The organism is Methylobacterium radiodurans (genome assembly GCF_003173735.1).
Classification (GTDB): Bacteria; Pseudomonadota; Alphaproteobacteria; order Rhizobiales; family Beijerinckiaceae; genus Methylobacterium; species Methylobacterium radiodurans.
The window spans coordinates 2,164,359-2,184,439 of the sequence record NZ_CP029551.1 but is presented as its reverse complement, the minus strand read 5'-3'; the positions used below and the strand labels follow the sequence as shown (position 1 = coordinate 2,184,439).

Here is a 20,081-nt window from a genome sequence, read left to right as displayed (position 1 = left end):
TGACAATGTGCCCCGTTCCGCCAACCGGGGCGCGTACGGCGCCGTTCCGGCGACGACGGACGGGAAGGCCGGACGTGTCCCCATTGACCCGGCCGCCGCCAACCTGTACCGATCGGTACAGAGATTCGTCGAGGTGCCGATGTCCGAGAGCCGCCCGCCCCTGCCGCCCTTCACCCGCGAGACGGCGATCCGAAAGGTGCGCGCCGCTGAGGACGGTTGGAACGGGCGCTCGCCCGAGAAGGTCGCGCTGGCCTACACGCCGGACAGCCGCTGGCGGAACCGCCACGAGATCTTCCAGGGACGCCCGGCCATCGTCGAGTTCCTAGCGCGCAAATGGGCGGGCGAGCACGAGTACCGGCTGATCAAGGAGCTGTGGGCCTTCACGGAGGACCGCATCGCGGTGCGCTTCGCCTACGAGTTCCACGATGAGGCGGGGCAATGGTTCCGCGCATACGGCAACGAGAACTGGGCCTTCGACGGCAACGGCCTGATGCGCGCGCGGCACGCCAGCATCAACGACCTCCCGATCGGCGAGGGTGAGCGGCTGTTCCGCTGGGACCGCTCCGGCCCGCGCCCGGCGGATCATCCGTCCTTGAGCGATCTCGGCCTCTGAGCCGCCGATGGCGGCCCCGGACTCCGATCCTGACCCGGGATCCCCGGATCACAGGATCCGGAGCGCCGCGGCGAGCCGCGACGACCTCGTCCCGGCGCTCGCCGAGGTGTTCCGCGAGCACGGCTTCGAGGGCGCGAGCCTCGCGCTGATCGGCGCGCGCCTCGGCCTGGGCAAGGGCAGCCTCTACCACCACTTTCCGGGCGGCAAGGAGGAGATGGCGGCCCGCGTCCTCGACGCGATCGAGGCCTGGTTCGAGGCCGAGATGTTCCGGCCGCTGCGCGAGGACCCGGACCCGGCGCGGGCCGTGCGGGCGATGCTCGCGGCGAGCGACGCCTATTTCCGCTCCGGACGCCGGGTATGCCTCGTCGGCGCCTTCGCGCTCGGCGCCGTGCGCGACCGCTTCGCCCGCCGCATCGACGCCTACTTCGCGGCGTGGCGGGACGCCCTGGCCGACGCCCTGGAGCGGGCCGGCGCGCCGCGCGCCGACGCCCTCGACCTCGCCGAGGATGCGGTGACGGCGATTCAGGGCGCGCTCGTCACGGCGAGCGCGCTGCAGGACCCGGATCTGTTCGGCCGCACCCTGAGAAGGCTCGGGAAGCGGCTGGACGCGGCGATGGCGCGGACGGCATGAACCGGCCTCAGCCGCCCGATATCAGCCGCGCGCGAGTGCCCCTTCGATCAGCCGCGCGACGGCGAGCGCCCGCCCGTCGTCGCCGAAGCGGGCGACGACCTGCACGCCGACCGGCAGGCCGTCGCCCGGCACCGGCACGTTCACGCAAGGGACGCCCATCAGCGTCCAGAGCCGGTTGTAGCGCGGGTCACCGGTCCCACCGAGGCCGGCCGGGGCCGGCCCCGCGGCCGAGTAGGTGAGAAGCGCGTCGAAATCCCCGAATAGGTCCTTCAGCACCCGGCGCGAGCGGTGCGCGCAGCGGCGCGCCGCGTCGTACTCCGCCGCCGTGATGGCGGCGGCCGCGTCGAGATGGCCACCGACCGTCGCGGGCAGCTCCGCCCGGTGGGCGGCGATCTCCCAGGCGAGCGCCTGACGGCCCTCGTAATCCTGGATCACCCGGTGGAGCGCCCAGGCCTCGGGCAGCGGGTCGGGCAGCGCGACCGTGCTCACGCGGGCCCCCGCGCGCTCGGCGGCGCTGCGGGCGGCCTCCAGGGCTCTCTGCGCCTCCGGCTCCGCGGCGCCCGCGAAATCCTGCAGCACGAGGCCGATCCGCGGGTTGGCGGACGCCGCCGCACCGTCGATCTCTGGCCGCCCGGCGAGATGGGCCAGCGCGTAGGAGAGGTCGCGCACGCCCGCGCCGAACAGGCCGAGTGTGTCGAGCGCCCACGAGAAGGTCTTCACGCCGACCGTCGGCAGCAGGCGGAACGAGGGCTTGATCGCCGCGCAGCCGCAGAAGCTGGCGGGCCGGATCACCGAGCCGCCGGTCTGGGTGCCGAGCGCCAGCGGCAGCATTCCGGCGGCGACCGCCGCGGCCGAGCCCGCCGAGGAGCCGCCGGGCGTATGCCCCGGATCGTGGGGATTGCGCGTCTCGGTCGGATCGATGCTGGCGAAGGGCGAGGTCGTAGTCTTCGCGAGCACGCAGGCGCCGAGCGCCCGCAGGCGGCTCACCACCGCGGCGTCGGCCTTCGGGCGCCAGCCCGCGTAGATCGGCGAGCCCATCTGGGTGGCGAGATCGGCGGTGTCGATGATGTCCTTCACGCCGACCGCGATGCCGGCAAGCGGCCCCTCCGCCGGGATGGCGGGCGCCTCCGCGATGTAGGCCAGCGCACCGACCGCCGGCTCTCGCGCCGCGATGGCATCGCGGGACAGCCGCACGGCCCCCTCGGGGGTGAGCGTGCCGGCCTCGATGCGGGTGCGGATGTCGACGAGCGAGAGCATGGCATACCAGTCCGATCCGGCACCGTCGCTGTCAACGCCCGCGCGGCGCATGGGCCGCCGGAATCCGCTCCGCGCGTCCGCCGCGCATCGTTGACGAAGGCTTTACGGACTCGTGCGCATCGTCCGGATCATGTGGCGTAGCGTTCTCGCGTTCTCCGCCCTTGCGCTCGCGGGCGCGGGGCTCACCGGCTGTGCGCTCAACAAGTTCGAGCGCCGCGACCCCTGGCGCGATCAGGCGGAGCAGATGTGTCTGTCCCGCAAGCTGGTCACCACGACCGAGTTCATCACGCCGGCGCGTGAGATCGACGGGCCCGGTCCCTGCGGCATGCAGCAGCCCTTCCGGGTAACCCGGCTCGGCAACGGCACGGTGGTGCTGAAGCAGCGCATGACGCTGGCCTGCCCGGCGCTCTCGGAGGCCGAGGCTTGGCTCGCCGACACGATCCAGCCCGCGGCCGAGCTCTATTTCGGCCAGCCGGTCGCCGAGATCAACGCCGGCTCCTACGCCTGCCGCGGGCGCAACAACCAGGCGGGCGCCAAGCTCTCTGAGCACTCCTTCGGCAACGCCGTCGACATCATGTCCTTCAAGCTGGCGGACGGCTACGTCATCACCGTCAAGGGCGGCTGGCGCGGCACCGAGGCCGAGCAGGGCTTCCTGCGCGAGGTCTTCCTCGGCGCCTGCCAGCGCTTCACCACGGTTCTGGCGCCCGGCTCGAACGTCTTCCACTACGACCACATCCACGTGGACCTCGCCCGGCACGACCCGCGCGGGCTGCGGCGGATCTGCCAGCCGCTGATCAAGTTCACGCCGCAGATCGGCGCCGGAGGCGCGCGTCCGCTGTCCCGCCCGCTGCCGCCGCCGCGCCAGCCCGCCCCGCCCCAGGCGCCGGTCGATGTCGAGGAGGACGATCCCTACGGCCTCACGCCGATGTCCCAGAGCCGGTCCGCGACGCAGGTCGCCCGCGCGCCCGTCCACCATCAGGCGCCCGCCGCCTACACCTCGGCCCTACCCCAGCGCCCGCTCGCGCCCCGGCCGCCGGCGCCGCGCACGGCCTCAGCCCTGCCGGACGAGCCCGTCGGCGACGACGTGCCGCTGTCGCTCAGCCCGCCCGGCCTGTCGCCGGGGCCGCTCTACTGAGGCACGGCCGACGCGCGAGGTGTCACCCCCCGGACGCACAGCGGCGCGAAACGTCCGGCCGCACGAGCCGTATCGCGGCGGGCAAGCTTGACTTGCGCGCCCCCGCGGCCATCGTCTCGGCATGCACGACACCCAGCGGACGAGGCGGCCCCTGTCGCCCAAGAACTCGCTCAGGAACTCGCTCATGACAGCGTTCACGCCCTCGCGGATGCGCGCCGCCCTCGGGGCCGGCCTCGTGCTGCTCGCGGCCGCCCAGCCGGCGCTCGCCCGCTCGGCCCGCGAGGAGATCGAGCCCGCCGAGGAGCGCACCTTCCCGTTCAACGCCGACATCCCGGGCTGCCAGGACCCGAGCGTGCTGGAGAAGGTCTCGAGCCGGTTCGCCGAGAAGGAGGCAAAGTTCTGGAACTCCTCCCTCACCATCGTGGCGATCGACCGGATCGAGCGCACGGCGTGGCGGCCCTGGGGCCTCGACTACTACCCGCGCCGCTTCTGCTCGGCCACGGCCACGACCTCGGATGGGGTGCGCCGCAAGATCGACTACTCGGTGCGCGAGAGCCTGGGCCTCCTCGGCGACCAGTGGGGCGTGGAGTTCTGCGTCCACGGGCTCGACCGCGACCTCAGCTACGCCTACGCCACCGCCTGCCGGATGGCGCGGCCCTGACCGCACCGGCGCGGCGCTTCGACCTCCGGGGGGACGGGTCATGCGGGACGGGCAAAGGAACGGTCGCGGAAACGGCGAAGGGCGCAGCAGGGCGCGCGGCCTGAGGACGGGGATCGCGGCCCTGCTCGCGACGATCCTGACGGGTCCGGGCGCTGTCGCGCAGGAATACGGCGGCTTCCGCGGCGGCGACCGGCCCGGATCCTTCGACTTCTACGTCCTCTCCCTGTCCTGGTCGCCGACCTATTGCGAGACCGCCGCGCGGCCGGACCAGCGCCAGTGCGCACCCGGGCGCGACCTCGGCTTCGTCGTGCACGGGCTCTGGCCCCAATACGAGCGCGGCTACCCGCAGAACTGCTCCTCGGTGGAGCGTGCGCCCACCCGGCAGGCCATGGAGATCGCCGGGGAAGTCTTCCCGAGCGAGGGGCTCGCCCGCTACGAGTGGCGCAAGCACGGCACCTGCTCGGGCCTCGACCCCGCCTCCTACTTCCGCGCGACCCGCGAGGCCCGCACCGCCGTCACCATCCCGGACGCCTTCCAGGGCGGCGGCCCGGAGCGGCGCCTCGCCCCGATCGAGATCGCCCGCCTGTTCGTCTCGGCCAACCGCGGCCTGCGGCCCGACATGATGCAGGTGGCCTGCGCGCGCGACGCGCTGCAGGAGGTCCGCATCTGCCTCTCGAAGGACCTGCGGGGCTTCACCCCCTGCCCCGAGCTCGCCCGCCAGAACTGCCGCGCCCGCGAGGTCACGGTCGGGGCGGCGCGCTAGCTCTGCGCCCGCGCCGCGGGTAAGCCGCCCGGATGAACTATCGGCACGCCTTCCACGCGGGGAACTTCTGCGACGTCCTCAAGCACCTCGTCCTCGTGCGGGTGCTGGCGCATCTGCGCCTGAAGCAGACCGCTTTCCGGGCGATCGACGCCTTTGCGGGGCTCGGGCTCTACGACCTCGACGCCGACGAGGCCGCCCGCACCGGCGAGTGGCACGACGGCTGGGGCCGGCTCGATGCGCCCTTCGCCGAGCCGGTCGAGGCCCTGCTCGCCCCCTATCGCGAAGCGGTGGCCGCCGTGCGGGCGCGCCACGGGGCCGCGACCTATCCGGGCTCGCCCGCCCTGATCCGCGAGGCGCTGCGGGCGGGCGACAAGGGCGTCTTCGTCGAGTTACACCCGGTCGATCACGAGATCCTGCGGGCGCGCTTCGCCCGCGACGCCCGCACCAAGGTGCTCCACCTCGACGGCTGGACCGCCCTCAACGCGATGATCCCGCCGCCGGAGCGGCGCGGTCTCGTGCTGATCGACCCGCCCTTCGAGGTGCCGGGCGAGATCGAGCGCCTGGGCGCGCATCTGGCAAAGGCAGTGGCCAAGTGGCCGACCGGACTCTTCCTGGCCTGGTACCCGATCAAGGACGTGGCGGCGGTGGAGCGCATGGCAGCCGCCCTCGACCGCGACCTGAAGCGGCCGGCGCTCCGCCTCGACCTCGTGGTCGATCCGCCCGACCCCACCCGCCTCACCGGGACAGGGCTGATCGTGGTCAACCCGCCCTGGCGCCTCGCCGAGGAGGCCGCCCTGTTCCTGCCGGCGCTGGCCGAGCGCCTCGCCCGCGGCGCCTACGGCGCGTTCCGCTGCGCGCCGTTGGGAGCGCCCGCCTGAGCGCGACGCGGGCCGATTTCCACGCCGTAGATCCCGAAGACCTCCGCTGCTCCCAGGCTCGGGCGGACATCACGCCGGATGACCGCACATCCGCGGCGTTCTGTATCACGCCTTAAACGCAGGTCAGCACCTCCGGAGCACACTCGGCCAGAACCGAGCCTGTCCACAGAGAGCCCCCATTGATGACCGCGCTGCGTCGCCTCGCAGGGCCGTTGCGTTCGCCCTGGGCCTGGACCCTCCTCGGCATGCTGGCGCCGATCGGCATGCTCGTCGTGTCCGGACTCATGCTGCTCGACCTGCGGCGGGATGCCTGGGACAAGGCCGAGCAGACGTCGCGCAACCTCCTCCAGGTGATCGAGCGCGACGTTGCGCGCAACGTCGAGATCATCGACCTCTCGCTGCAGGCCATCGTCGAGAACCTGAAGGCACCGGACCTGGCGGAAGCCAGCCGCGAGCTGCGCCAGCTCGTCCTCTTCGACCGGGTGGTCGCCGCGCGGGATGTCGGCGTGGTCCTCATCCTCGACGAGCGCGGCGACAGCATCATGGACGCCGCCTCCGCGATTGCGCGCCGGACCAACAACGCCGACCGCGACTACTTCAAGGCGCACGCGGCGCGGTCCGATCTCGGCCTCTCCATCAGCCACCCGGTCGTCTCGCGCCTGACCGGCGCGCCCATCATCGTGCTCAGCCGCCGGATCAACAAGCCGGACGGCTCCTTCGGCGGCGTGGCCCTGGCCAGCCTGTCGCTGTCCTACTTCAGCCGCCTGTTCGATCGGATCGATCTGGGGCAGCAGGGAACGATCAACCTGTTCCACCGCGACGGCACGCGCATCGTGCGCTATCCGACCCCGGATCCGCTCTCCGCCCCACCGCCGAACTTCATCCACACCACGAACTTCCAGCGCTTCCTGCGCCAGGACAGGGGCACCTTCGTCGGCACCACCTTCAGCGATGGCGTCGAACGGCACTACACCTTTGTCCAGTTCGCCGACCTGCCGCTGGTCCTCAACGTGGCCGTAGGGACCAGCGAGATCGACGCCGAATGGCGCCGGAAAGCGCTCGTGCTCGGCGGCATCCTGCTCGCCCTGGGGGGCCTGACGGCGGGCCTCTCGCTCCTGTTCGGGCGGGAGCTGCGCCACCGCACCGCGATCGAAGCCGAGCTGGCGCGGCTGTCCCGCACCGACGTCCTCACCGGGCTCACCAACCGCCGCGGCTTCGACGAGGCTCTCGGCCCGGCTTGCGAGCGGGCACGCCGCACGGGGCGACCGCTCTGCCTCCTGATCGTCGATGCCGACCACTTCAAGCGCTACAACGACCAGTACGGCCACGCGGTGGGCGACGCGGTGCTCAAGGGTCTGGGGCGCAGCCTGTCGGCGAGCGTCCATCGGCCTGACGACCTTGTTGCCCGCCTCGGCGGCGAGGAATTTGCTGTCCTCTTGCCCGAGACTGATGCGGCCGGCGCGGCCCACATCGCCGAGAGCATCCACGCCAAGGTGGCGGAATTGGCCTTCGAGGGCACCGGGATCCAGGCGGGAATGGTCAGGGTGAGTATCGGCCTCGCCTGCGGCCCGCCCGACACCGCCGCCGCGGACCTCTTCCGGCTCGCGGACGCCGCGCTCTACAGTGCCAAGGAGACCGGGCGGAACCGGACCTGCTGCGCCCCGATGCCGGAGCGTCCGGCGGTGCGGCCGCGCGCCTCCCAGGGGGTGACCCAGCCGTAGCGGGGATCGCGAGCCCGGCACCCGGGTGCGGCGGCCGCGCGTGAGGCGATCTTGCGCCGGGACCGGCCCGACATACCTCGTGGGTAAGGCCGGACGCCCCGTGGGCGGGCGTCGGCGCCGAAGGCAAGGCGATGCTCTCCTCCGATACCGACATCCTGACCGCTGCCGCCTCCTGGCGGCGCGACGGCCGCGGCGTGGCGCTCGCGACCGTGATCGAGACCTGGGGCTCGGCCCCGCGCCCCGTGGGCAGCCACCTCGTGATCGACCAGGACGGCAACTTCCTGGGCTCCGTCTCGGGCGGCTGCGTCGAGGGCGCGGTGATCACCGACGCGCTCGACGTGATCGCGGATGGGGGCCCGCGGGTGCTCGAGTTCGGCGTGGCCGACGAGACCGCGTGGCGGGTCGGCCTCTCCTGCGGCGGGCGCATCCGCGTCCTCGTCGAGCGGGTCGACTGATGCGCACCGAGACGCTCGAGGCCCTCAACACGGAGCGTGCGGCGCGCCGGGCTGCCATTCTCGTCACCGACATCGCGGATGGGGCGCAGCGCCTCGTCACGGCCGAGGCGATCGGGGCGGATCCCCTGGCGCCGCAGCTCCGCCGGGCGCTCGCCTCCGGCCGCAGCGGCCTCGTAGAGGCGGAGGGCCGGCAGCTCTTTCTCACCGTGCAGGTGCCGCCAGTACGCCTCGTGGTGGTGGGCGCCGTCCATATCAGCCAGGCGCTCGCCCCGATGGCCGCCGCCCTCGACCTCGCCGTCACGGTGATCGACCCACGCACCGCCTTCGCCGCGCCCGAGCGCTTCCCCGGCATCGACCTCGTGGCGGCGTGGCCCGACGCGGCGCTCGGCGGCTCCGTTCCGCCCCTCGACCGCTACTGCGCGCTGGCGGCGCTGACGCACGACCCGAAGATCGACGACCCGGCGCTCGCGGCGGCCCTTCGGGCAGGCTGCTTCTACGTGGGCGCGCTGGGCTCCCGGAAGACGCACGCGGCCCGGCTCGCGCGCCTCGCGGAAGCCGGCCTCACCGAGGCCGAGACCGCCCGCATCCGCGCCCCGATCGGGCTCGACATCGGCGCCGTGAGTCCGCCGGAGATCGCGGTCGCGGTGCTCGCGCAGATCGTCCAGGCGCTGCGCCGGCCGGAGACCGCCGCGTGAGGTTCGGGCGCGTTCCGGTTTCGGAAGCCGCGGGACTCGTCACCGCCCACACGGTGCGGGCCGGTGGCGCGACCCTGCGCAAGGGCCGCGTCGTCACGCCCGAACTTGCCCGCCAGTTCTCGGAAGCCGGCCTCGGCGACCTCATTGCCGTGCGCCTGGAGCCCGGCGACGTCGGCGAGGACGCGGCGGCACGGTGTCTCGCCGAGCGCCTTGGCGACCGGACGCTGCGCGTCGCGGAGCCCTTCACCGGCCGCTGCAACCTGTTCGCGGACGAGGCCGGCGTGCTCCTCGTCGAGCGTGCCGCCATCGACGCCCTCAACGCCGTGGACGAGGCGGTGACCGCCGCGACGCTGCCGCCCTACCGGCCGGTCGTCGCAGGCGAGATGGTCGCGACCGTCAAGGTCATCCCGTACGCCGTCGCGGGCGACGTTCTGGACCGCGCCTGCGCCGCCGTCCCCGAGCCGCCGCTGCGGGTCGCACCCTACCGGCTCGATCGGGTCGGCGTTGTCTCGACGCGGCTGCCGGGGCTGAAGGAGAGCACGATCGACCGCACCCTGGAGGTGCTGACGGAGCGGCTCGCGCCGACCGGCGCCCGGATCGTCGCCGAAGAGCGCGTTCCGCACGATTCGGCAGCGGTCGCGGAGGCGCTCGTCCGGCTGGCGCGGGAGGGCGCGGAACTCGCGATCGTCTTCGGCGCCTCGGCTATCGCCGACCGCCAGGACGTGATCCCGGCAGGGATCGAGCGCGCGGGCGGCCGGGTCGAGCATCTCGGCATGCCGGTCGATCCGGGAAACCTCCTGCTCGTCGGGAGCCTCGCGGCGGTGCCGGTGATCGGCGCGCCGGGCTGCGCCCGTTCCCCGAAGGAGAACGGGTTCGACTGGGTGCTCCACCGCCTCCTCGCAGGCCTCGCCGTGACCCGCGCCGACATCGTGGCGCTCGGGGTCGGGGGCCTGCTCACGGAGATCGTCTCCCGCCCTCAGCCGCGGGCCGGCGGCGCGCCGGACGAGGCCGATGCCTGAGCGCGAACCGAAGACCGTGCAGCGGATCGGCATCGTGCTGCTGGCGGCCGGGCGCGGCACGCGCTTCGGACCCGAGCCGAAGCTGCTCGCCGACCTCGACGGCCGCCCGCTCGTGCGGCACGCGGCCGAGGCCGCCCAGGCCTCGGGACTCGGTCCCGTGGTCGCGGTGCTCGGCGCGCACGCTCCGGCCGTGCGCGCGGCGCTGGCCGATCTCGATCTCCGCTTCGTCGAGAACCCGGCCTACGCGGACGGGCTTTCCACCTCGCTCCTGACCGGACTCGCGACCCTGCCCAAGGCCTGCGCGGGCGCCGTGGTGATGCTCGGCGACATGCCGTGCGTCGGCCCTGCCCTGATCCGCCGGCTCGCCGGAGCCTTCGACGGGCGGGCCGCCGCGATCGTACCGGTCTGGCAGGGACGGCGCGGCAACCCGGTCCTGCTGAACCACCACCGCCTCGCGACGGACCTCGCGGGCCTCACCGGCGACCGCGGCGCCGGCCCCATGCTGGCCGGCCGGACGGACGTGGTGGAGATCCCGGGCGATGCCGGCAACGGCCTCGACATCGACACGCCGGCGGCGCTGGCAGGGCTTTAGGAGATCCGGCTCAGAGGCGCCGGGCCGGCGCTGCGCCCGGCCGCGCCGCATCGCGGTGGAGATACGCGGTCGCCTGCGCGCCGAACGTGCGCATCTCGTCCAGCGTGTCGGCGAGATCGTGGCGCAAGTTCGCCCCATTTCGGCGGATGTCCTCCGCCTCTCGCATCAGGCGCCGGCTCTCCCGGATGGACTCCGTCGCCCGGTGCCACAGTTCGTCGGACATCGCCCTGCCCCCCGATCAGGGGCCGATGAGGCCCCGATCGCCGCAGATTTGCAACCGTAAATTGAAGCCCGATGTTGGAAATTCCGGATTAGGCCGGATGCGGCCGAACGGGGCGCCGGTCCTCATCCGGGTGCAGGATCGGGACCTTCGGCATCGGCCGGCGCGACGCCGCGCCCGCGCCGCGCCTCCGCGCGGCAGCGGTCGGAGCAGTAGCGCACCTCATCCCAGACGCGCTCCCACTTCTTGCGCCACGCGAAGGGTCGGCCGCACTGCGCGCAGATCTTCTCCGGAAGGTCGCCCTTGCGGCGCATCCGAGGCATCGGCTCAGGCCCTCACCGCCCGATCCGCGCCGCCTCGGCGAGGCCCACCGGCGACCAGCGCGTGAGCTGGACGAAGCCGTCGCGGGCCGCGATCACGAGGTGGCGGCGATAGCGGTGCACCACGGTGCCGGGCGCGTGGCCGTGCGCCTCATGCCAGCCGGAGGCTTCGGCCACGAAGATGCGGGCCTCGTCAATCCGCGCGATTGTCTCGATCGCCCCGAACGCCCGGACGCGCCTGAGCACCGCATCGACCCCGGCCCGGAAATCCAGCGTGCGGTCGGCGTCGCTCGCCCGCGGCCAGTAGGAGCCATCGCCCTGCGGCTCGGGCCGGCGCCAGCGCTGGGGCAGCTCCCGGGCGATCGGGCCGGCGGAGAGGCGGCTGGCGGCCATCTGGCACTTGGCCAGCAGGCTCTCGTGGTTCTCCTGCGGCCCCAAGCGGAACAGGTCCTGGGCCAGGATGTCGCCGGTGTCGAACCCCTCCTCGGCGAGCACGTGGGCGGTGACGCCCCAGGTCTCGTAGCCCTGCTCCACCGCCCGGAACAAGGGATACGGACCGCGCCCTGTCGGCAGGGGCGAGGGGTGGAAATTCAGGCCGTAGGCCGCATAGGGGCGCCAACCCGTGATCAGCCAGGGATAGCCCGCCACGACGAGCGCCCAGTCCCGCCCGTGCGCCGCCCGCAGGGCCTCGAGATCCTGCACCCGCAGGCGCGAGAGCTGGACTGGCACGCGGGTCTCGCGGGCGCGCGCCAGAACGACCTCGTTGTGGTCGTAGATCCCGTCGCAGGGTCGGCTGAACAGCTTGATCGGAGTCCAGCCGGCGGCGACCAGCGCCTCGAACACGCCGCCGAGGAAATCAATGCCCGCGAAGGCGAACTTCATGGTGTCAGCTTCATGGTCTCGATGTCACGGGCCCACCGACGGCTGCAACGCCTTGAGCGGGAGTATGGTGGATCGGTGCGGCCTCGCCGCCGAAGCGGCCCGCCATACCTTGAGCCGCTCCACGGCCGAGGCAAGGGAAATCAGTGGGAAATCGATGCGGCGCGTTCTGATCTACGGCGGCACCGGAGGGATCGAGCACGCCACGGCCCAGGCGCTGCGCGGGCGCGGCTACGCGCCCCACCTCGCCGCCCGCAACGCGGGCCCGCTCGACGCGGCAGCCGCCGAACCCGGCGAGACCACGGTGAGCGCGGAGGATGTCACCGACCCGGACTTCTTCGCGCGAGCGACGCGGTGGCGCACGTCCCTCACCCGCACTCCGCTCGCCGCCGGTATCACCGACAACGCGAGCTTGGCGCAGGGCAGCGCCGGTACGCACGCCCTCCAGCGACTGGGCGAGCCCACCGATGTCGGGCGCCTCGCGGCCCCTCGGATCTCGGACGAGGCCGCGTGGATCACCGGCCAGAACATCGGCGCCGATGGCTGTCACTCGACGCTGCGCACCGAGGGCTGGGGCCGCCCTCCGGCCGATCCCGCACGGGACGTCCCCGACGGGGCGTATCTCCGCTACAGCGGCCTCCAGGCGGCGAGCGTCAGATAGGGCCCGGGCCGGCGGCCCGTCTCGAGCTGCACGCCGACGGAAGCCCGGAGACTGAACACACCCAGCGCGAGGTCCGTCGCGTGCAGGCCGAGGTTCCACTTCCGGTACGCCGTCCGGTCCACGAAGAGGCTCGCCTCCGGCCCCAAGTAGGCGCCCCAGAGGCGGTAGCCCCAGGCAAGCCGGCCCCAGGCATCCGCCCGTGACGAGCCGAGGATCGCGGTGGCCTGCAGCAAGGTCTCGGCGGTCGGCCGCGCCCAAACCTCACCGTGCAGGCGCAGGCCCCAGCGCGCGGGCAGCGCCAGGTCCCCGGCGGACCCGCTCAGCATCTCGGCCGATCCCTCCGGCCCGGCGAGGAGGGCGACCACACCCCAGTCGTGGGACCACTGGTAGCCCACGACGGCGGCGCCGAGCGCGGTGGTGCGTGTGAGGCTCGCGACCACCGGCAGGCGTGCGCAGGCGCACACGCCGCGCTCGCGCCGGTGCCCCGCACCCACGCTCGCCAGCAGGATGAACCCGTCCCGCCCGGCGCCGCCCGGCGCAACCTTACCCCCGGCGCTCAGGAAGGTCGCGGCGCCCGCATCCAGGCTCCCGAATAGGACCGTCTCCCATCCCTCCGCCGCAGCGGTGGGTCCAGGGGCCAGCATCCCGCCCAGGAGCGCGACCCAGCCTCCGGGGCCGCGGGCTCGTCGAAGGGGTACGACCGAACGAACGCTCAACGAGCGATCTCCCCGGTTAATCGCGCCTCGCGCAAACCTGGAATGTGGTAAGAATCCTACACAAATGCGCTCGAAATAACCAGAGGTTAATTCCACAACCGAAGATTATAGACCTTGGGTACGACGATCGAGACTTGCAAATCTCAAGTAAGAAATCGTCGATTTTAATACCTAAGGTTATGCTTGCCGCCGATGCTGCCGGCCGAGCGCGAAGGCTGGCTCCGTGCGGTGCACGCCACCCGCCGCGGGCATCGCGCGCTTGGCGTGATCGGCGAAGTCCGTTAGAGCCGCGCCGGGACAGCAAACAACGGCCGAGCCTTGTATTCCGGTGCACGAACGTCCGAAGTCCTCACCGTGCTGGCCAGCCAGGACGGTGAGCGGCTGACCGTCGGCGACATCGTCGCGGTCCTGCGCGATCGGGCCTTTGCCTTGCTGGTCGTGCTGCTCGGCCTGCCGAACTGCCTGCCCATGCCGCCGCCGATCCCCTTGGTCTGCGGCCTGCTGCTCCTGCTCGTCGCCGTCCAGATCGCGGCCGGGATGTCGGCACCTTGGCTGCCGCGCCGCCTGCTCGGCCGCTCGATCGCGCGACAGGATGTCGAGCGCGCGGTGCGCCGCGCCGTGCCGATTCTGCAGCGCCTGGAGCGCTGGTCGCGCCCCCGGATGCGTGTGTTCGAGAGTGCCCTGGGCATGCGCGGCATGGGCCTCGCGCTGCTGACGCTCGCCATGGCGCTGATCGTCGCTGCACCGATCATCGGCCAGATCCCGCTCGGTCTCGCGGTCTGTCTCGTCGGGCTGGGGCTGGTCGAGCGCGACGGCGTGGTCGTGATCGCGGGCCTCGTCATCGGAACGATCGGCGTCGCACTCAACGCGGGCTTCGTCTACGCGATCGTGGCGGGTCTGATGAGCCTGTTCGGTCTCTAGCACCCCGCGGGCCGGGCGGCCGACGCAGGAACGAACGCGGCCCGGGCGGGAACCGCAACCGGTTGTCGCTCGGGCGCGCTTGTCCCGGCCAAACCCGAATTTGGTTCGGCCGGGCCAGCCCTTAGCGTCGCAGGATCTTCGTGACGAGGCGCCCGATAGGCGTGCTCGAATCGGCGTTGCGCGTATCGCGCGCGACGACGCGATCCTCGTTGCCGAGCAGTTTGGTGACGATGCGTCCGATCAGGCTCATGAGACAATCCTTTCGCGGAGTGCCGCAGCCCCGCCGGCTGCGACGGCACAGCTTCTGATACCAACGGTCAGTCCGGGCAGCCGTTCCCGGCAGGCTTCGCTTACGCTGGAGCGCGGACAACGGACTGTGCCGTCACGGCGAATGTGGTCGGCCGACAGCAGGGTCCAGCCTGACATCCGCATCCGAGCCAGATGCGTGGCCGCCAAACGCCTTGCCAGGAGCGGGCGCGGACGGTACAGCACCGCCACCTTGTCCAACCGGCCCAGGCGCGAACGCCAACGGCGTCGTCCCGGAGCACAGGCGAGGTCTGGAGGGGTGGCCGAGTGGTTGAAGGCGCACGCCTGGAAAGTGTGTATACCGGCAACGGTATCGCGGGTTCGAATCCCGCTCCCTCCGCCAGCTATTCAACCTAAGTGCCTTACAGTTCGCTGCTTTTTCGGCCAAGCCATACCAGCAGCCCTCAGTTTACCCCACATTTTTCATCGACTTGCAACGTACCCCGCCGTACCCCAGCGGACGATTGCCTCACTCGAATCGATAAGGGCGACTGGCTCATTTCCGTAGGATAGGTCGCTCGGCCAAGCGTTTGCGGCCTCGGCCACACGCGGCCGAAACCGCCGTGCTGGATGGTTTGCGATACCGCTGCCGTTCCCCGCGCCCTTTCGCCATCGTCATCTTCAGGCGGGCCGCTAGGTCCTTCCCGAACCGCAAATCATCAAGCCACCAGGATCTCCCATGGCCGGCCTCAAAGACAAGCGTGGCTTCATCGATAAGGACCGACTCGATCTGTCGGAACGCAAGGCTGTCGAATTTTGGATGAAGCGATGGGGTGTCACGCAGGACCAGCTTACGGCAGCGCATCGGAAGGTCGGCCGAATGACGAAGGATATCGCCGCCGAGTTGGGCAAGAAGCGTTAGGCGCGTGCTCGCCGCGACGGGACAAACCGTAAGGAGATGTCGTCGCGGGGCGTGGCAGCCTGATGGATCAGTCCGGGGACGGGAAGGGGCTGCGCGGATGCCGGTCAGCAGGATAGACCTCGCGGGCGCAAGCTCGCCGGAGGCGCTCGTCAAACGCATCCTACAGGCCGAGCCGAACCTCCCGGTGCCCGTGCCGATCCAAGAGCTGTGCGCGCGCCTCGGCATCCTCCGGATCGAGGACCTCGACGCTGACGAGTTCGAGGGTGGCCTCGTTACCGACGCGAAGCGATCCGAAGGCACCATCCTCGCCAAGCGCGGGGGCGAACCGCGTCGCCGCTTCACCATCGCGCACGAACTCGGCCATTTCCTGATGGCGCACCACATTCCGGATAAGCCCGGCCGGTTCCTGTGCAAGAGCTCGGACCTGCTCCGGCTCACGGCCAAGGAGGGTGACCAGCGGCAGCGCAAGGAGGTCGAGGCCAACCGCTTCGCTACCCTCTTGCTGATGCCCCCGCACCTGTTGCGGGGAGCCATGGCGGCCTTTCGCGAGCCTGATCTGCAGCACGTTCTTGTGCTCGCGCGCGACTTCGCGGTCGGCAAGGAGGTGGCGGCTCGGGCCTACGTGCAGTACCACCCTGAGCGGATCGCCATCGTCGTGGCCGGCAAAGGCCGGGTGCAGCGGTGCTACCGCAGCCTCTCGTTCCCGGACATCATCTGCGGGGTCGGCAGCTCGGTCCCGACAGGCTCGCTCTATCAAAGCACTCCGCTTCGGCCGAACGTGGCGAGCGACATCGCCGCGTGCATTCCCGATGTCTGGATCGATGTAAAGCGCGACCTCCGCGCGCCGTCCCTCTACGAACAGGTGTACCTCCAGCAGAACGGCTTCGCGATGATCCTCCTGCGTCTGGAACCCGTTCCGGAGGAGACCGCGGCGGAGCGCAGGCTGGATGAAGGCTGGCGTCACCGCTTCCACTCGGGGCGGCGGTAGGCGAAGCTCAGCTCTTACGGAACAGCCCTGACGGCCATAGCCTGACTTATCGTCGGAGAGCCGGCTGCACCGCCTTCGCGTGGCTGATTCGGCGCATCCCTGAGGCCGGTAGAGGGTAAGGAGGGCCGCCGATGGCAGAAACGGACGAGTATCTGCGGATGCTCCTCAATCAGGCTGCGGCAGAGGAAGCGTTCCTCAACCGTGTCGGCCGCGCCGAGGACACCAAGCCAAACGAGACTGCTACCATGCCTGCAACGTCTCCTGCCGTGTCGTTGATGATCACGAACCGTCAACGAACGGAGCTGCGGGACCTTGGCTTTTCCAATGAAGCCATTCGGGAGATGACACCCGCCGAGGCACACGAGAAGCTCGGGCTGACCAGATAGAACGGCCCGCGCGTGTAAAGGTCTCCGACATGCTCGACGATGGACGTCGCTTCCGCGTCCTCGTCGTGGTCGATGACTGCACGCGGGAGTGTCGTCGTCGGTGATCTCGGCGGCCTTGCGGAAGTCGCCCATGGTCTTCTGATCGGCCATGGCGCACCGCAAAATCGAAGCTTTTCGGAGAGTAAACGGAGAGCGGCGTCTCTAAAAACGGCTGTGCCGCCTGTAAGTATCTGATGCTATTGGTGGGCGGTGACGGGCTCGAACCGCCGGCCCTCTCCGTGTAAAGGAATGGTCCTCTCCCGCCCTCCTCTGCATTCCTCTACGGGATCGACCGTTTCTTGCCCTTCCGTGCCCGTCCCTGCCCCTGGTTTCCGGAGAATAACCGGAGCAACGTTCTTGAGCCGTTCCAGCGATCGGATTGGCTACCCTGCGTGGTCAGCGGGGAGTGTTGGCGCCAGCTTGATCGGACGCGTTGCTCCCAAGGGGAGTGGAAGCTGGAACATCCCTGCAGCCGACCCTGCCAGCACACGATCAGGCTTCAAGCGATGGCTCGAAGCGCCACCGAACGATCATACCGGTCCGTTCCAGGCGTTTCGGCTGCGTCGCGCGGGGAGGCATCCTTAACAGTTCGCGCCTCCTGGCTCATAGCGTTTGCCAGCAGTTGCGCGCGGTTGGCCCAAAGATCTCGTTCCCCGCGGAGCTTTTCCAACTGCTCCTGCTGAAGGGCGAGCACGACCCGCACCTCGTCGAGGTCGTTGCGCAGGTCGGTCGTGAGCTGCCGTTCCTGTGCGAGAGAGGCCCGAAGGACGGCGAGGGTGACATCGGTCTTGGCTGCCTGCGGAGGCTCGTCCTTTGCCGCCCGACGCATAACCGCTGGCTCAGCGGTCGAAACCAAGTCCGCATCGGGCGCGGCATGCGGCTCCCGCCCAAGCTGCGGCAGCTCAGCCCGGACCCGCTCCACGTCCATTCCCGAGCTGGGCTTGGCGGCCTGCCGGACCGGGACCGCCGCGGTGGCCGGAGCGGATATCGGGGCGGCCGGCAGGCCCTCCTCCTCCAGGACTAATCCGTGCAGCATGGCGAAGACGGCGTCGCCGTCGAGGCGCGTCAGATCGAACCCACTCTGCGCCGCGAGGCCTTCCCAGCTAGCGCGTCCCTGCTCGGACTGCCCGACGAAGGCCATCGACCAGTTGACGAAGGTGCGCTCCTCGACCGAGCCGCATTGCAGGACCGTGACATCGCCGTGGCGCGGGTCGCACTGGATGCGCTCGAAGGTGGTCTCGACGCCCTCTCGCGGCCCTTCCAGCACCTGCGCGAAGGCACCCGCGTTGAACATCAAGGCACCCGTGACCGCCACGGCGGCGTTGTTGCGCTGTGAGGCCGCTAGGATCTGCGAGACTGCCTCAGCGATCTCGGCCTCCGAGCCCTGCAGGAGGTTCTTACTGGCGTAGACGAGGCGGTACAGTTCACTCACGAGGGAATTTCTCCAGCCAGGCGGGCGGTTGAGTCTGTCGGTTCAGCGCACGGCAGTGATGAAGTCCAGAACCTCGGCAGCCGGGATCGGCCGGCTAATGAGGTAGCCCTGCACGTCGGTGCAGCCTTCGGCCCGGATGCGCTCCATCTGGTCGATGGTCTCGACCCCCTCCGCGACGGTCGTCATGCCGAGGCTCTTGCCGAGCCCGGCGATCGCCCGGATGATAGCCTCGCCGTCGCGCTTGCCTGAAAGATCGCTCACGAAGGAGCGGTCGATCTTGATTTTGTCGAAGGGGAAGCTGCGCAGGTAGCTCAACGACGAGTAGCCCGTTCCGAAATCGTCCATGGACACGCGCACGCCGAGCTCGCGCAGACGGTGCAGCGTCTGCAGGGTCTTCTCGCTCTCGTGTAGGAGCACGCCCTCGGTGATTTCCACCTCCAGGCGGGTGGCGGGCAGCCCCGAGGCGGCCAGCGCCGACATGACCATCTCGACCAGACGCTCGCTCTTGAACTGAGCCGGGGAGACGTTGACCGCCACGGAGAGCGGCGCGGGCCAGGTCGCCGCGTCGCGGCAGGCCTGTCGCATGACCCACTCGCCGATCGGCACGATGAGGCCGATCTCTTCGGCCAGCGGGATAAAGTCGAGGGGCGAGACCGTGCCGCGCACCGGGTGCTGCCAACGGATCAGCGCCTCGCAGCCCACCAGGCGATTGCCTTCCAACTGGAGCTGCGGCTGATAGTGCAGATGGAACTCGCGCCGCGCCAGCGCCTGGCGCATGTCGAGTTCGAGCCGGCGGCGCGCCTGCATGCGCGCATCCATCTCCGGCTCGAAGAAGCGATAGGTGGCTCGTCCGTCCAGCTTGGCCCGGTAGAGGGCCAGATCAGCGTTCTTCAGAAGCGCGTCGGCCTCCGTGCCGTCGCCCGGCGCCATCGCCACGCCGACGCTAGCTCCGATGGTGAGCAGATGCCCGTCGACCATGTAGGTCCGGCCGATCAGGTCCACGAGGCGACGGGCGAGCGCCTGGGTGTCGGACGCCTCGCGCACGCCCGTCTGCAGGATGACGAACTCGTCGCCGCCGATCCGCGCCACAGTGTCGGTCGGCCGCACAGTCGAGCGCAGGCGGTCTGCCACCTTCCGCAGTAGGGCGTCGCCCATCGGGTGGCCCAGCGTGTCGTTGACAGGCTTGAACCGATCAAGGTCGATTAGCAGGACGGCGCACGCCTCACCCGTCCGACGCAGACGCCCCAGCGCATCCCTGAGGCGCTCGCGCAGGAGGAGGCGATTGGGGAGGCCTGTCAGAGGATCGTGCCGAGCCATCTCGTCGGCCTGGGCCTCGGCCGCGCGCCGCGCCGTCACATCCTCAAACGCGACAGCCCAACGGCCACCCTCCACTGGTTGCAGGTGCACCTCAAGCCGCTGTCCCTGGAGCGTCACCTCGATGGTGCCGTCAGCGTGCTGGGCGAGGAGACGCACCAGTTGCGCCCGCACCTGCTCCCATGTCCCGCGTGACTGGCTGCGCACGAGGCGTAGGAGGTGCCGAAGCGAGGCTCTCTCGGGCATCGCCGCGTCCCGACCACCGAGAAGCTGCAGGGCTTGACCGCAAGCGAGGATGATGTTCCCGCGCTCGTTGATGAGCAGCAGGCCGTGGCGCATCGCATTCAGGTAAGGCAGCAAGGCCGCTGTGGGCGATGGTTCGGGCACAGCGGTCCCGATGACATCCGCAACAACACCCTGACCGTCGATAGCGGAATGGTTGCGTGAAGGTGCGGCCATTGTCGACGCAGTCCGATGCCACAACCGAGATCACTTCGGCCAAGCTGCCAGATGGTCTGGCTGCAAATAGCTAAATTTCCACTAATGATTGGAAACGCCATGACGCGCGGATGCTCGGAAAATTTGCCGCGTCAGCTCGTATGCAGCCCTAAATATCC

The 20,081-nt window shown here is 70.7% G+C and carries 24 protein-coding genes and 1 tRNA gene; 17 read left to right on the top strand and 8 right to left on the bottom strand.

Going from position 1 to position 20,081, the window contains the following annotated elements; genetic code table 11:
- Positions 1-139: 139 nt before the first annotated feature.
- Together DK427_RS10025 and DK427_RS10020 are read left to right on the top strand one after the other, a co-directional pair.
- Positions 140-613 (top strand): nuclear transport factor 2 family protein, encoded by a 474-nt coding sequence (locus DK427_RS10025; RefSeq protein ID WP_109951132.1) that lies wholly within the window; start codon positions 140-142, stop codon positions 611-613.
- Positions 614-620: 7 nt separating this feature from the next.
- Entirely contained in the window at positions 621-1,244 is a 624-nt protein-coding gene (locus tag DK427_RS10020) for a TetR/AcrR family transcriptional regulator (RefSeq protein WP_109951131.1), read from the top strand.
- A 21-nt stretch (positions 1,245-1,265) separates the two neighbouring features.
- On the opposite strand, the gene DK427_RS10015 is transcribed toward DK427_RS10020, so the two are convergent.
- Entirely contained in the window at positions 1,266-2,501 is a 1,236-nt protein-coding gene (locus tag DK427_RS10015; protein WP_109951130.1) for an amidase, read from the bottom strand.
- 130 nt (positions 2,502-2,631) lie between these two features.
- Between DK427_RS10015 and DK427_RS10010 the strand changes: the two genes are divergently transcribed.
- From DK427_RS10010 to DK427_RS09970, 9 genes are all read left to right on the top strand, one after another.
- A complete protein-coding gene (locus DK427_RS10010; protein WP_109954091.1) occupies positions 2,632-3,636 on the top strand; it encodes an extensin-like domain-containing protein in 1,005 nt (334 codons plus the stop codon).
- A gap of 184 nt (positions 3,637-3,820) precedes the next feature.
- Positions 3,821-4,297, top strand: coding sequence for a hypothetical protein (locus DK427_RS10005; RefSeq protein ID WP_245930872.1), 477 nt, complete (start codon positions 3,821-3,823; stop codon positions 4,295-4,297).
- Positions 4,298-4,337: 40 nt separating this feature from the next.
- Positions 4,338-5,060, top strand: coding sequence for a ribonuclease T2 family protein (locus DK427_RS10000; protein WP_109951129.1), 723 nt, complete (start codon positions 4,338-4,340; stop codon positions 5,058-5,060).
- 32 nt (positions 5,061-5,092) lie between these two features.
- Positions 5,093-5,938 (top strand): 23S rRNA (adenine(2030)-N(6))-methyltransferase RlmJ, encoded by an 846-nt coding sequence (locus DK427_RS09995; RefSeq protein ID WP_109951128.1) that lies wholly within the window; start codon positions 5,093-5,095, stop codon positions 5,936-5,938.
- A gap of 182 nt (positions 5,939-6,120) precedes the next feature.
- Positions 6,121-7,659, top strand: a complete 1,539-nt coding sequence (locus DK427_RS09990; RefSeq protein ID WP_109951127.1) for a sensor domain-containing diguanylate cyclase — start codon at positions 6,121-6,123, stop codon at positions 7,657-7,659.
- Between the two features lie 131 nt (positions 7,660-7,790).
- On the top strand, positions 7,791-8,114 hold the full coding sequence (locus tag DK427_RS09985) for an XdhC family protein (RefSeq protein ID WP_109951126.1): 324 nt from the start codon (positions 7,791-7,793) through the stop codon (positions 8,112-8,114).
- Positions 8,114-8,809: an XdhC family protein gene (locus DK427_RS09980; RefSeq protein ID WP_109951125.1), complete on the top strand. Its 696-nt coding sequence runs from the start codon at positions 8,114-8,116 to the stop codon at positions 8,807-8,809. The genes DK427_RS09985 and DK427_RS09980 overlap by 1 nt, the downstream gene beginning before the upstream one ends.
- Positions 8,806-9,828: a molybdopterin-binding protein gene (locus tag DK427_RS09975; RefSeq protein WP_109951124.1), complete on the top strand. Its 1,023-nt coding sequence runs from the start codon at positions 8,806-8,808 to the stop codon at positions 9,826-9,828. Before DK427_RS09980 ends, DK427_RS09975 begins: the two co-directional genes overlap by 4 nt.
- Entirely contained in the window at positions 9,821-10,420 is a 600-nt protein-coding gene (locus DK427_RS09970) for a nucleotidyltransferase family protein (protein ID WP_109951123.1), read from the top strand. Before DK427_RS09975 ends, DK427_RS09970 begins: the two co-directional genes overlap by 8 nt.
- A 10-nt stretch (positions 10,421-10,430) precedes the next feature.
- Here the strand turns inward: DK427_RS09970 and DK427_RS09965 are convergent, their stop codons facing one another.
- The 3 genes from DK427_RS09965 to DK427_RS09955 all read right to left on the bottom strand — a co-directional run bounded on the left by DK427_RS09965 (position 10,431) and on the right by DK427_RS09955 (position 11,842).
- Positions 10,431-10,643 carry a hypothetical protein gene (locus DK427_RS09965; RefSeq protein ID WP_109951122.1) on the bottom strand — a complete coding sequence of 71 codons (213 nt, stop codon included), beginning with the start codon at positions 10,641-10,643 and terminating at the stop codon, positions 10,431-10,433.
- Positions 10,644-10,765: 122 nt separating this feature from the next.
- A complete protein-coding gene (locus tag DK427_RS09960; RefSeq protein WP_204165298.1) occupies positions 10,766-10,963 on the bottom strand; it encodes a DUF2256 domain-containing protein in 198 nt (65 codons plus the stop codon).
- Between the two features lie 12 nt (positions 10,964-10,975).
- On the bottom strand, positions 10,976-11,842 hold the full coding sequence (locus DK427_RS09955) for a methionyl-tRNA formyltransferase (RefSeq protein ID WP_109951120.1): 867 nt from the start codon (positions 11,840-11,842) through the stop codon (positions 10,976-10,978).
- A 154-nt stretch (positions 11,843-11,996) separates the two neighbouring features.
- Here DK427_RS09955 and DK427_RS09950 point away from each other — a divergent pair, with 154 nt between their 5' ends.
- Positions 11,997-12,500, top strand: a complete 504-nt coding sequence (locus DK427_RS09950; protein ID WP_109951119.1) for an SDR family oxidoreductase — start codon at positions 11,997-11,999, stop codon at positions 12,498-12,500.
- On the opposite strand, the gene bcsS is transcribed toward DK427_RS09950, so the two are convergent.
- Positions 12,467-13,216, bottom strand: a complete 750-nt coding sequence (bcsS, locus tag DK427_RS09945) for a cellulose biosynthesis protein BcsS (RefSeq protein ID WP_245930871.1) — start codon at positions 13,214-13,216, stop codon at positions 12,467-12,469. The two genes, DK427_RS09950 and bcsS, sit on opposite strands and share 34 nt — an antisense overlap.
- Before the next feature lie 318 nt (positions 13,217-13,534).
- Here bcsS and DK427_RS09940 point away from each other — a divergent pair, with 318 nt between their 5' ends.
- Positions 13,535-14,137: an exopolysaccharide biosynthesis protein gene (locus DK427_RS09940; RefSeq protein WP_281276986.1), complete on the top strand. Its 603-nt coding sequence runs from the start codon at positions 13,535-13,537 to the stop codon at positions 14,135-14,137.
- 121 nt (positions 14,138-14,258) lie between these two features.
- Here DK427_RS09940 and DK427_RS09935 read toward each other — a convergent pair whose 3' ends face one another.
- Entirely contained in the window at positions 14,259-14,387 is a 129-nt protein-coding gene (locus tag DK427_RS09935; protein ID WP_109951116.1) for a TFIIS helical bundle-like domain containing protein, read from the bottom strand.
- A gap of 309 nt (positions 14,388-14,696) precedes the next feature.
- Here DK427_RS09935 and DK427_RS09930 point away from each other — a divergent pair.
- The 4 genes from DK427_RS09930 to DK427_RS09915 all read left to right on the top strand — a co-directional run bounded on the left by DK427_RS09930 (position 14,697) and on the right by DK427_RS09915 (position 16,679).
- Positions 14,697-14,786 (top strand) — tRNA-Ser (locus DK427_RS09930).
- A 336-nt stretch (positions 14,787-15,122) separates the two neighbouring features.
- Positions 15,123-15,305 (top strand): DUF3606 domain-containing protein, encoded by a 183-nt coding sequence (locus DK427_RS09925; protein WP_003600567.1) that lies wholly within the window; start codon positions 15,123-15,125, stop codon positions 15,303-15,305.
- A gap of 97 nt (positions 15,306-15,402) precedes the next feature.
- Positions 15,403-16,293, top strand: a complete 891-nt coding sequence (locus DK427_RS09920) for an ImmA/IrrE family metallo-endopeptidase (RefSeq protein ID WP_109951115.1) — start codon at positions 15,403-15,405, stop codon at positions 16,291-16,293.
- A gap of 131 nt (positions 16,294-16,424) precedes the next feature.
- Positions 16,425-16,679 carry a hypothetical protein gene (locus DK427_RS09915; RefSeq protein WP_109951114.1) on the top strand — a complete coding sequence of 85 codons (255 nt, stop codon included), beginning with the start codon at positions 16,425-16,427 and terminating at the stop codon, positions 16,677-16,679.
- 538 nt (positions 16,680-17,217) lie between these two features.
- On the opposite strand, the gene DK427_RS09910 is transcribed toward DK427_RS09915, so the two are convergent.
- Together DK427_RS09910 and DK427_RS09905 are read right to left on the bottom strand one after the other, a co-directional pair.
- Positions 17,218-18,150, bottom strand: a complete 933-nt coding sequence (locus tag DK427_RS09910; protein ID WP_109951113.1) for a BLUF domain-containing protein — start codon at positions 18,148-18,150, stop codon at positions 17,218-17,220.
- A 42-nt stretch (positions 18,151-18,192) separates the two neighbouring features.
- The gene (locus DK427_RS09905) at positions 18,193-19,923 is read right to left on the bottom strand and encodes a putative bifunctional diguanylate cyclase/phosphodiesterase (protein WP_109951112.1); all 1,731 of its coding nucleotides are present in this window, start codon (positions 19,921-19,923) and stop codon (positions 18,193-18,195) included.
- Positions 19,924-20,081: the final 158 nt, after the last annotated feature.

Coding starts and splice junctions, on each gene's coding strand:
- DK427_RS09965 (WP_109951122.1), bottom strand. CDS start 10,643: ATGTCCGACGAACTGTGGCACCGGGCGACGGAGTCCATCCGGGAGAGC.
- DK427_RS10015 (WP_109951130.1), bottom strand. CDS start 2,501: ATGCTCTCGCTCGTCGACATCCGCACCCGCATCGAGGCCGGCACGCTC.
- DK427_RS10000 (WP_109951129.1), top strand. CDS start 4,338: ATGCGGGACGGGCAAAGGAACGGTCGCGGAAACGGCGAAGGGCGCAGC.
- DK427_RS10005 (WP_245930872.1), top strand. CDS start 3,821: ATGACAGCGTTCACGCCCTCGCGGATGCGCGCCGCCCTCGGGGCCGGC.
- DK427_RS09920 (WP_109951115.1), top strand. CDS start 15,403: ATGCCGGTCAGCAGGATAGACCTCGCGGGCGCAAGCTCGCCGGAGGCG.
- DK427_RS09950 (WP_109951119.1), top strand. CDS start 11,997: ATGCGGCGCGTTCTGATCTACGGCGGCACCGGAGGGATCGAGCACGCC.
- DK427_RS10020 (WP_109951131.1), top strand. CDS start 621: ATGGCGGCCCCGGACTCCGATCCTGACCCGGGATCCCCGGATCACAGG.
- DK427_RS09925 (WP_003600567.1), top strand. CDS start 15,123: ATGGCCGGCCTCAAAGACAAGCGTGGCTTCATCGATAAGGACCGACTC.
- DK427_RS09955 (WP_109951120.1), bottom strand. CDS start 11,842: ATGAAGTTCGCCTTCGCGGGCATTGATTTCCTCGGCGGCGTGTTCGAG.
- DK427_RS09960 (WP_204165298.1), bottom strand. CDS start 10,963: ATGCCTCGGATGCGCCGCAAGGGCGACCTTCCGGAGAAGATCTGCGCG.
- DK427_RS09990 (WP_109951127.1), top strand. CDS start 6,121: ATGACCGCGCTGCGTCGCCTCGCAGGGCCGTTGCGTTCGCCCTGGGCC.
- DK427_RS10010 (WP_109954091.1), top strand. CDS start 2,632: ATGTGGCGTAGCGTTCTCGCGTTCTCCGCCCTTGCGCTCGCGGGCGCG.
- DK427_RS10025 (WP_109951132.1), top strand. CDS start 140: ATGTCCGAGAGCCGCCCGCCCCTGCCGCCCTTCACCCGCGAGACGGCG.
- DK427_RS09985 (WP_109951126.1), top strand. CDS start 7,791: ATGCTCTCCTCCGATACCGACATCCTGACCGCTGCCGCCTCCTGGCGG.
- DK427_RS09970 (WP_109951123.1), top strand. CDS start 9,821: ATGCCTGAGCGCGAACCGAAGACCGTGCAGCGGATCGGCATCGTGCTG.
- DK427_RS09995 (WP_109951128.1), top strand. CDS start 5,093: ATGAACTATCGGCACGCCTTCCACGCGGGGAACTTCTGCGACGTCCTC.
- DK427_RS09980 (WP_109951125.1), top strand. CDS start 8,114: ATGCGCACCGAGACGCTCGAGGCCCTCAACACGGAGCGTGCGGCGCGC.
- DK427_RS09935 (WP_109951116.1), bottom strand. CDS start 14,387: ATGAGCCTGATCGGACGCATCGTCACCAAACTGCTCGGCAACGAGGAT.
- DK427_RS09915 (WP_109951114.1), top strand. CDS start 16,425: ATGGCAGAAACGGACGAGTATCTGCGGATGCTCCTCAATCAGGCTGCG.
- DK427_RS09905 (WP_109951112.1), bottom strand. CDS start 19,923: ATGGCCGCACCTTCACGCAACCATTCCGCTATCGACGGTCAGGGTGTT.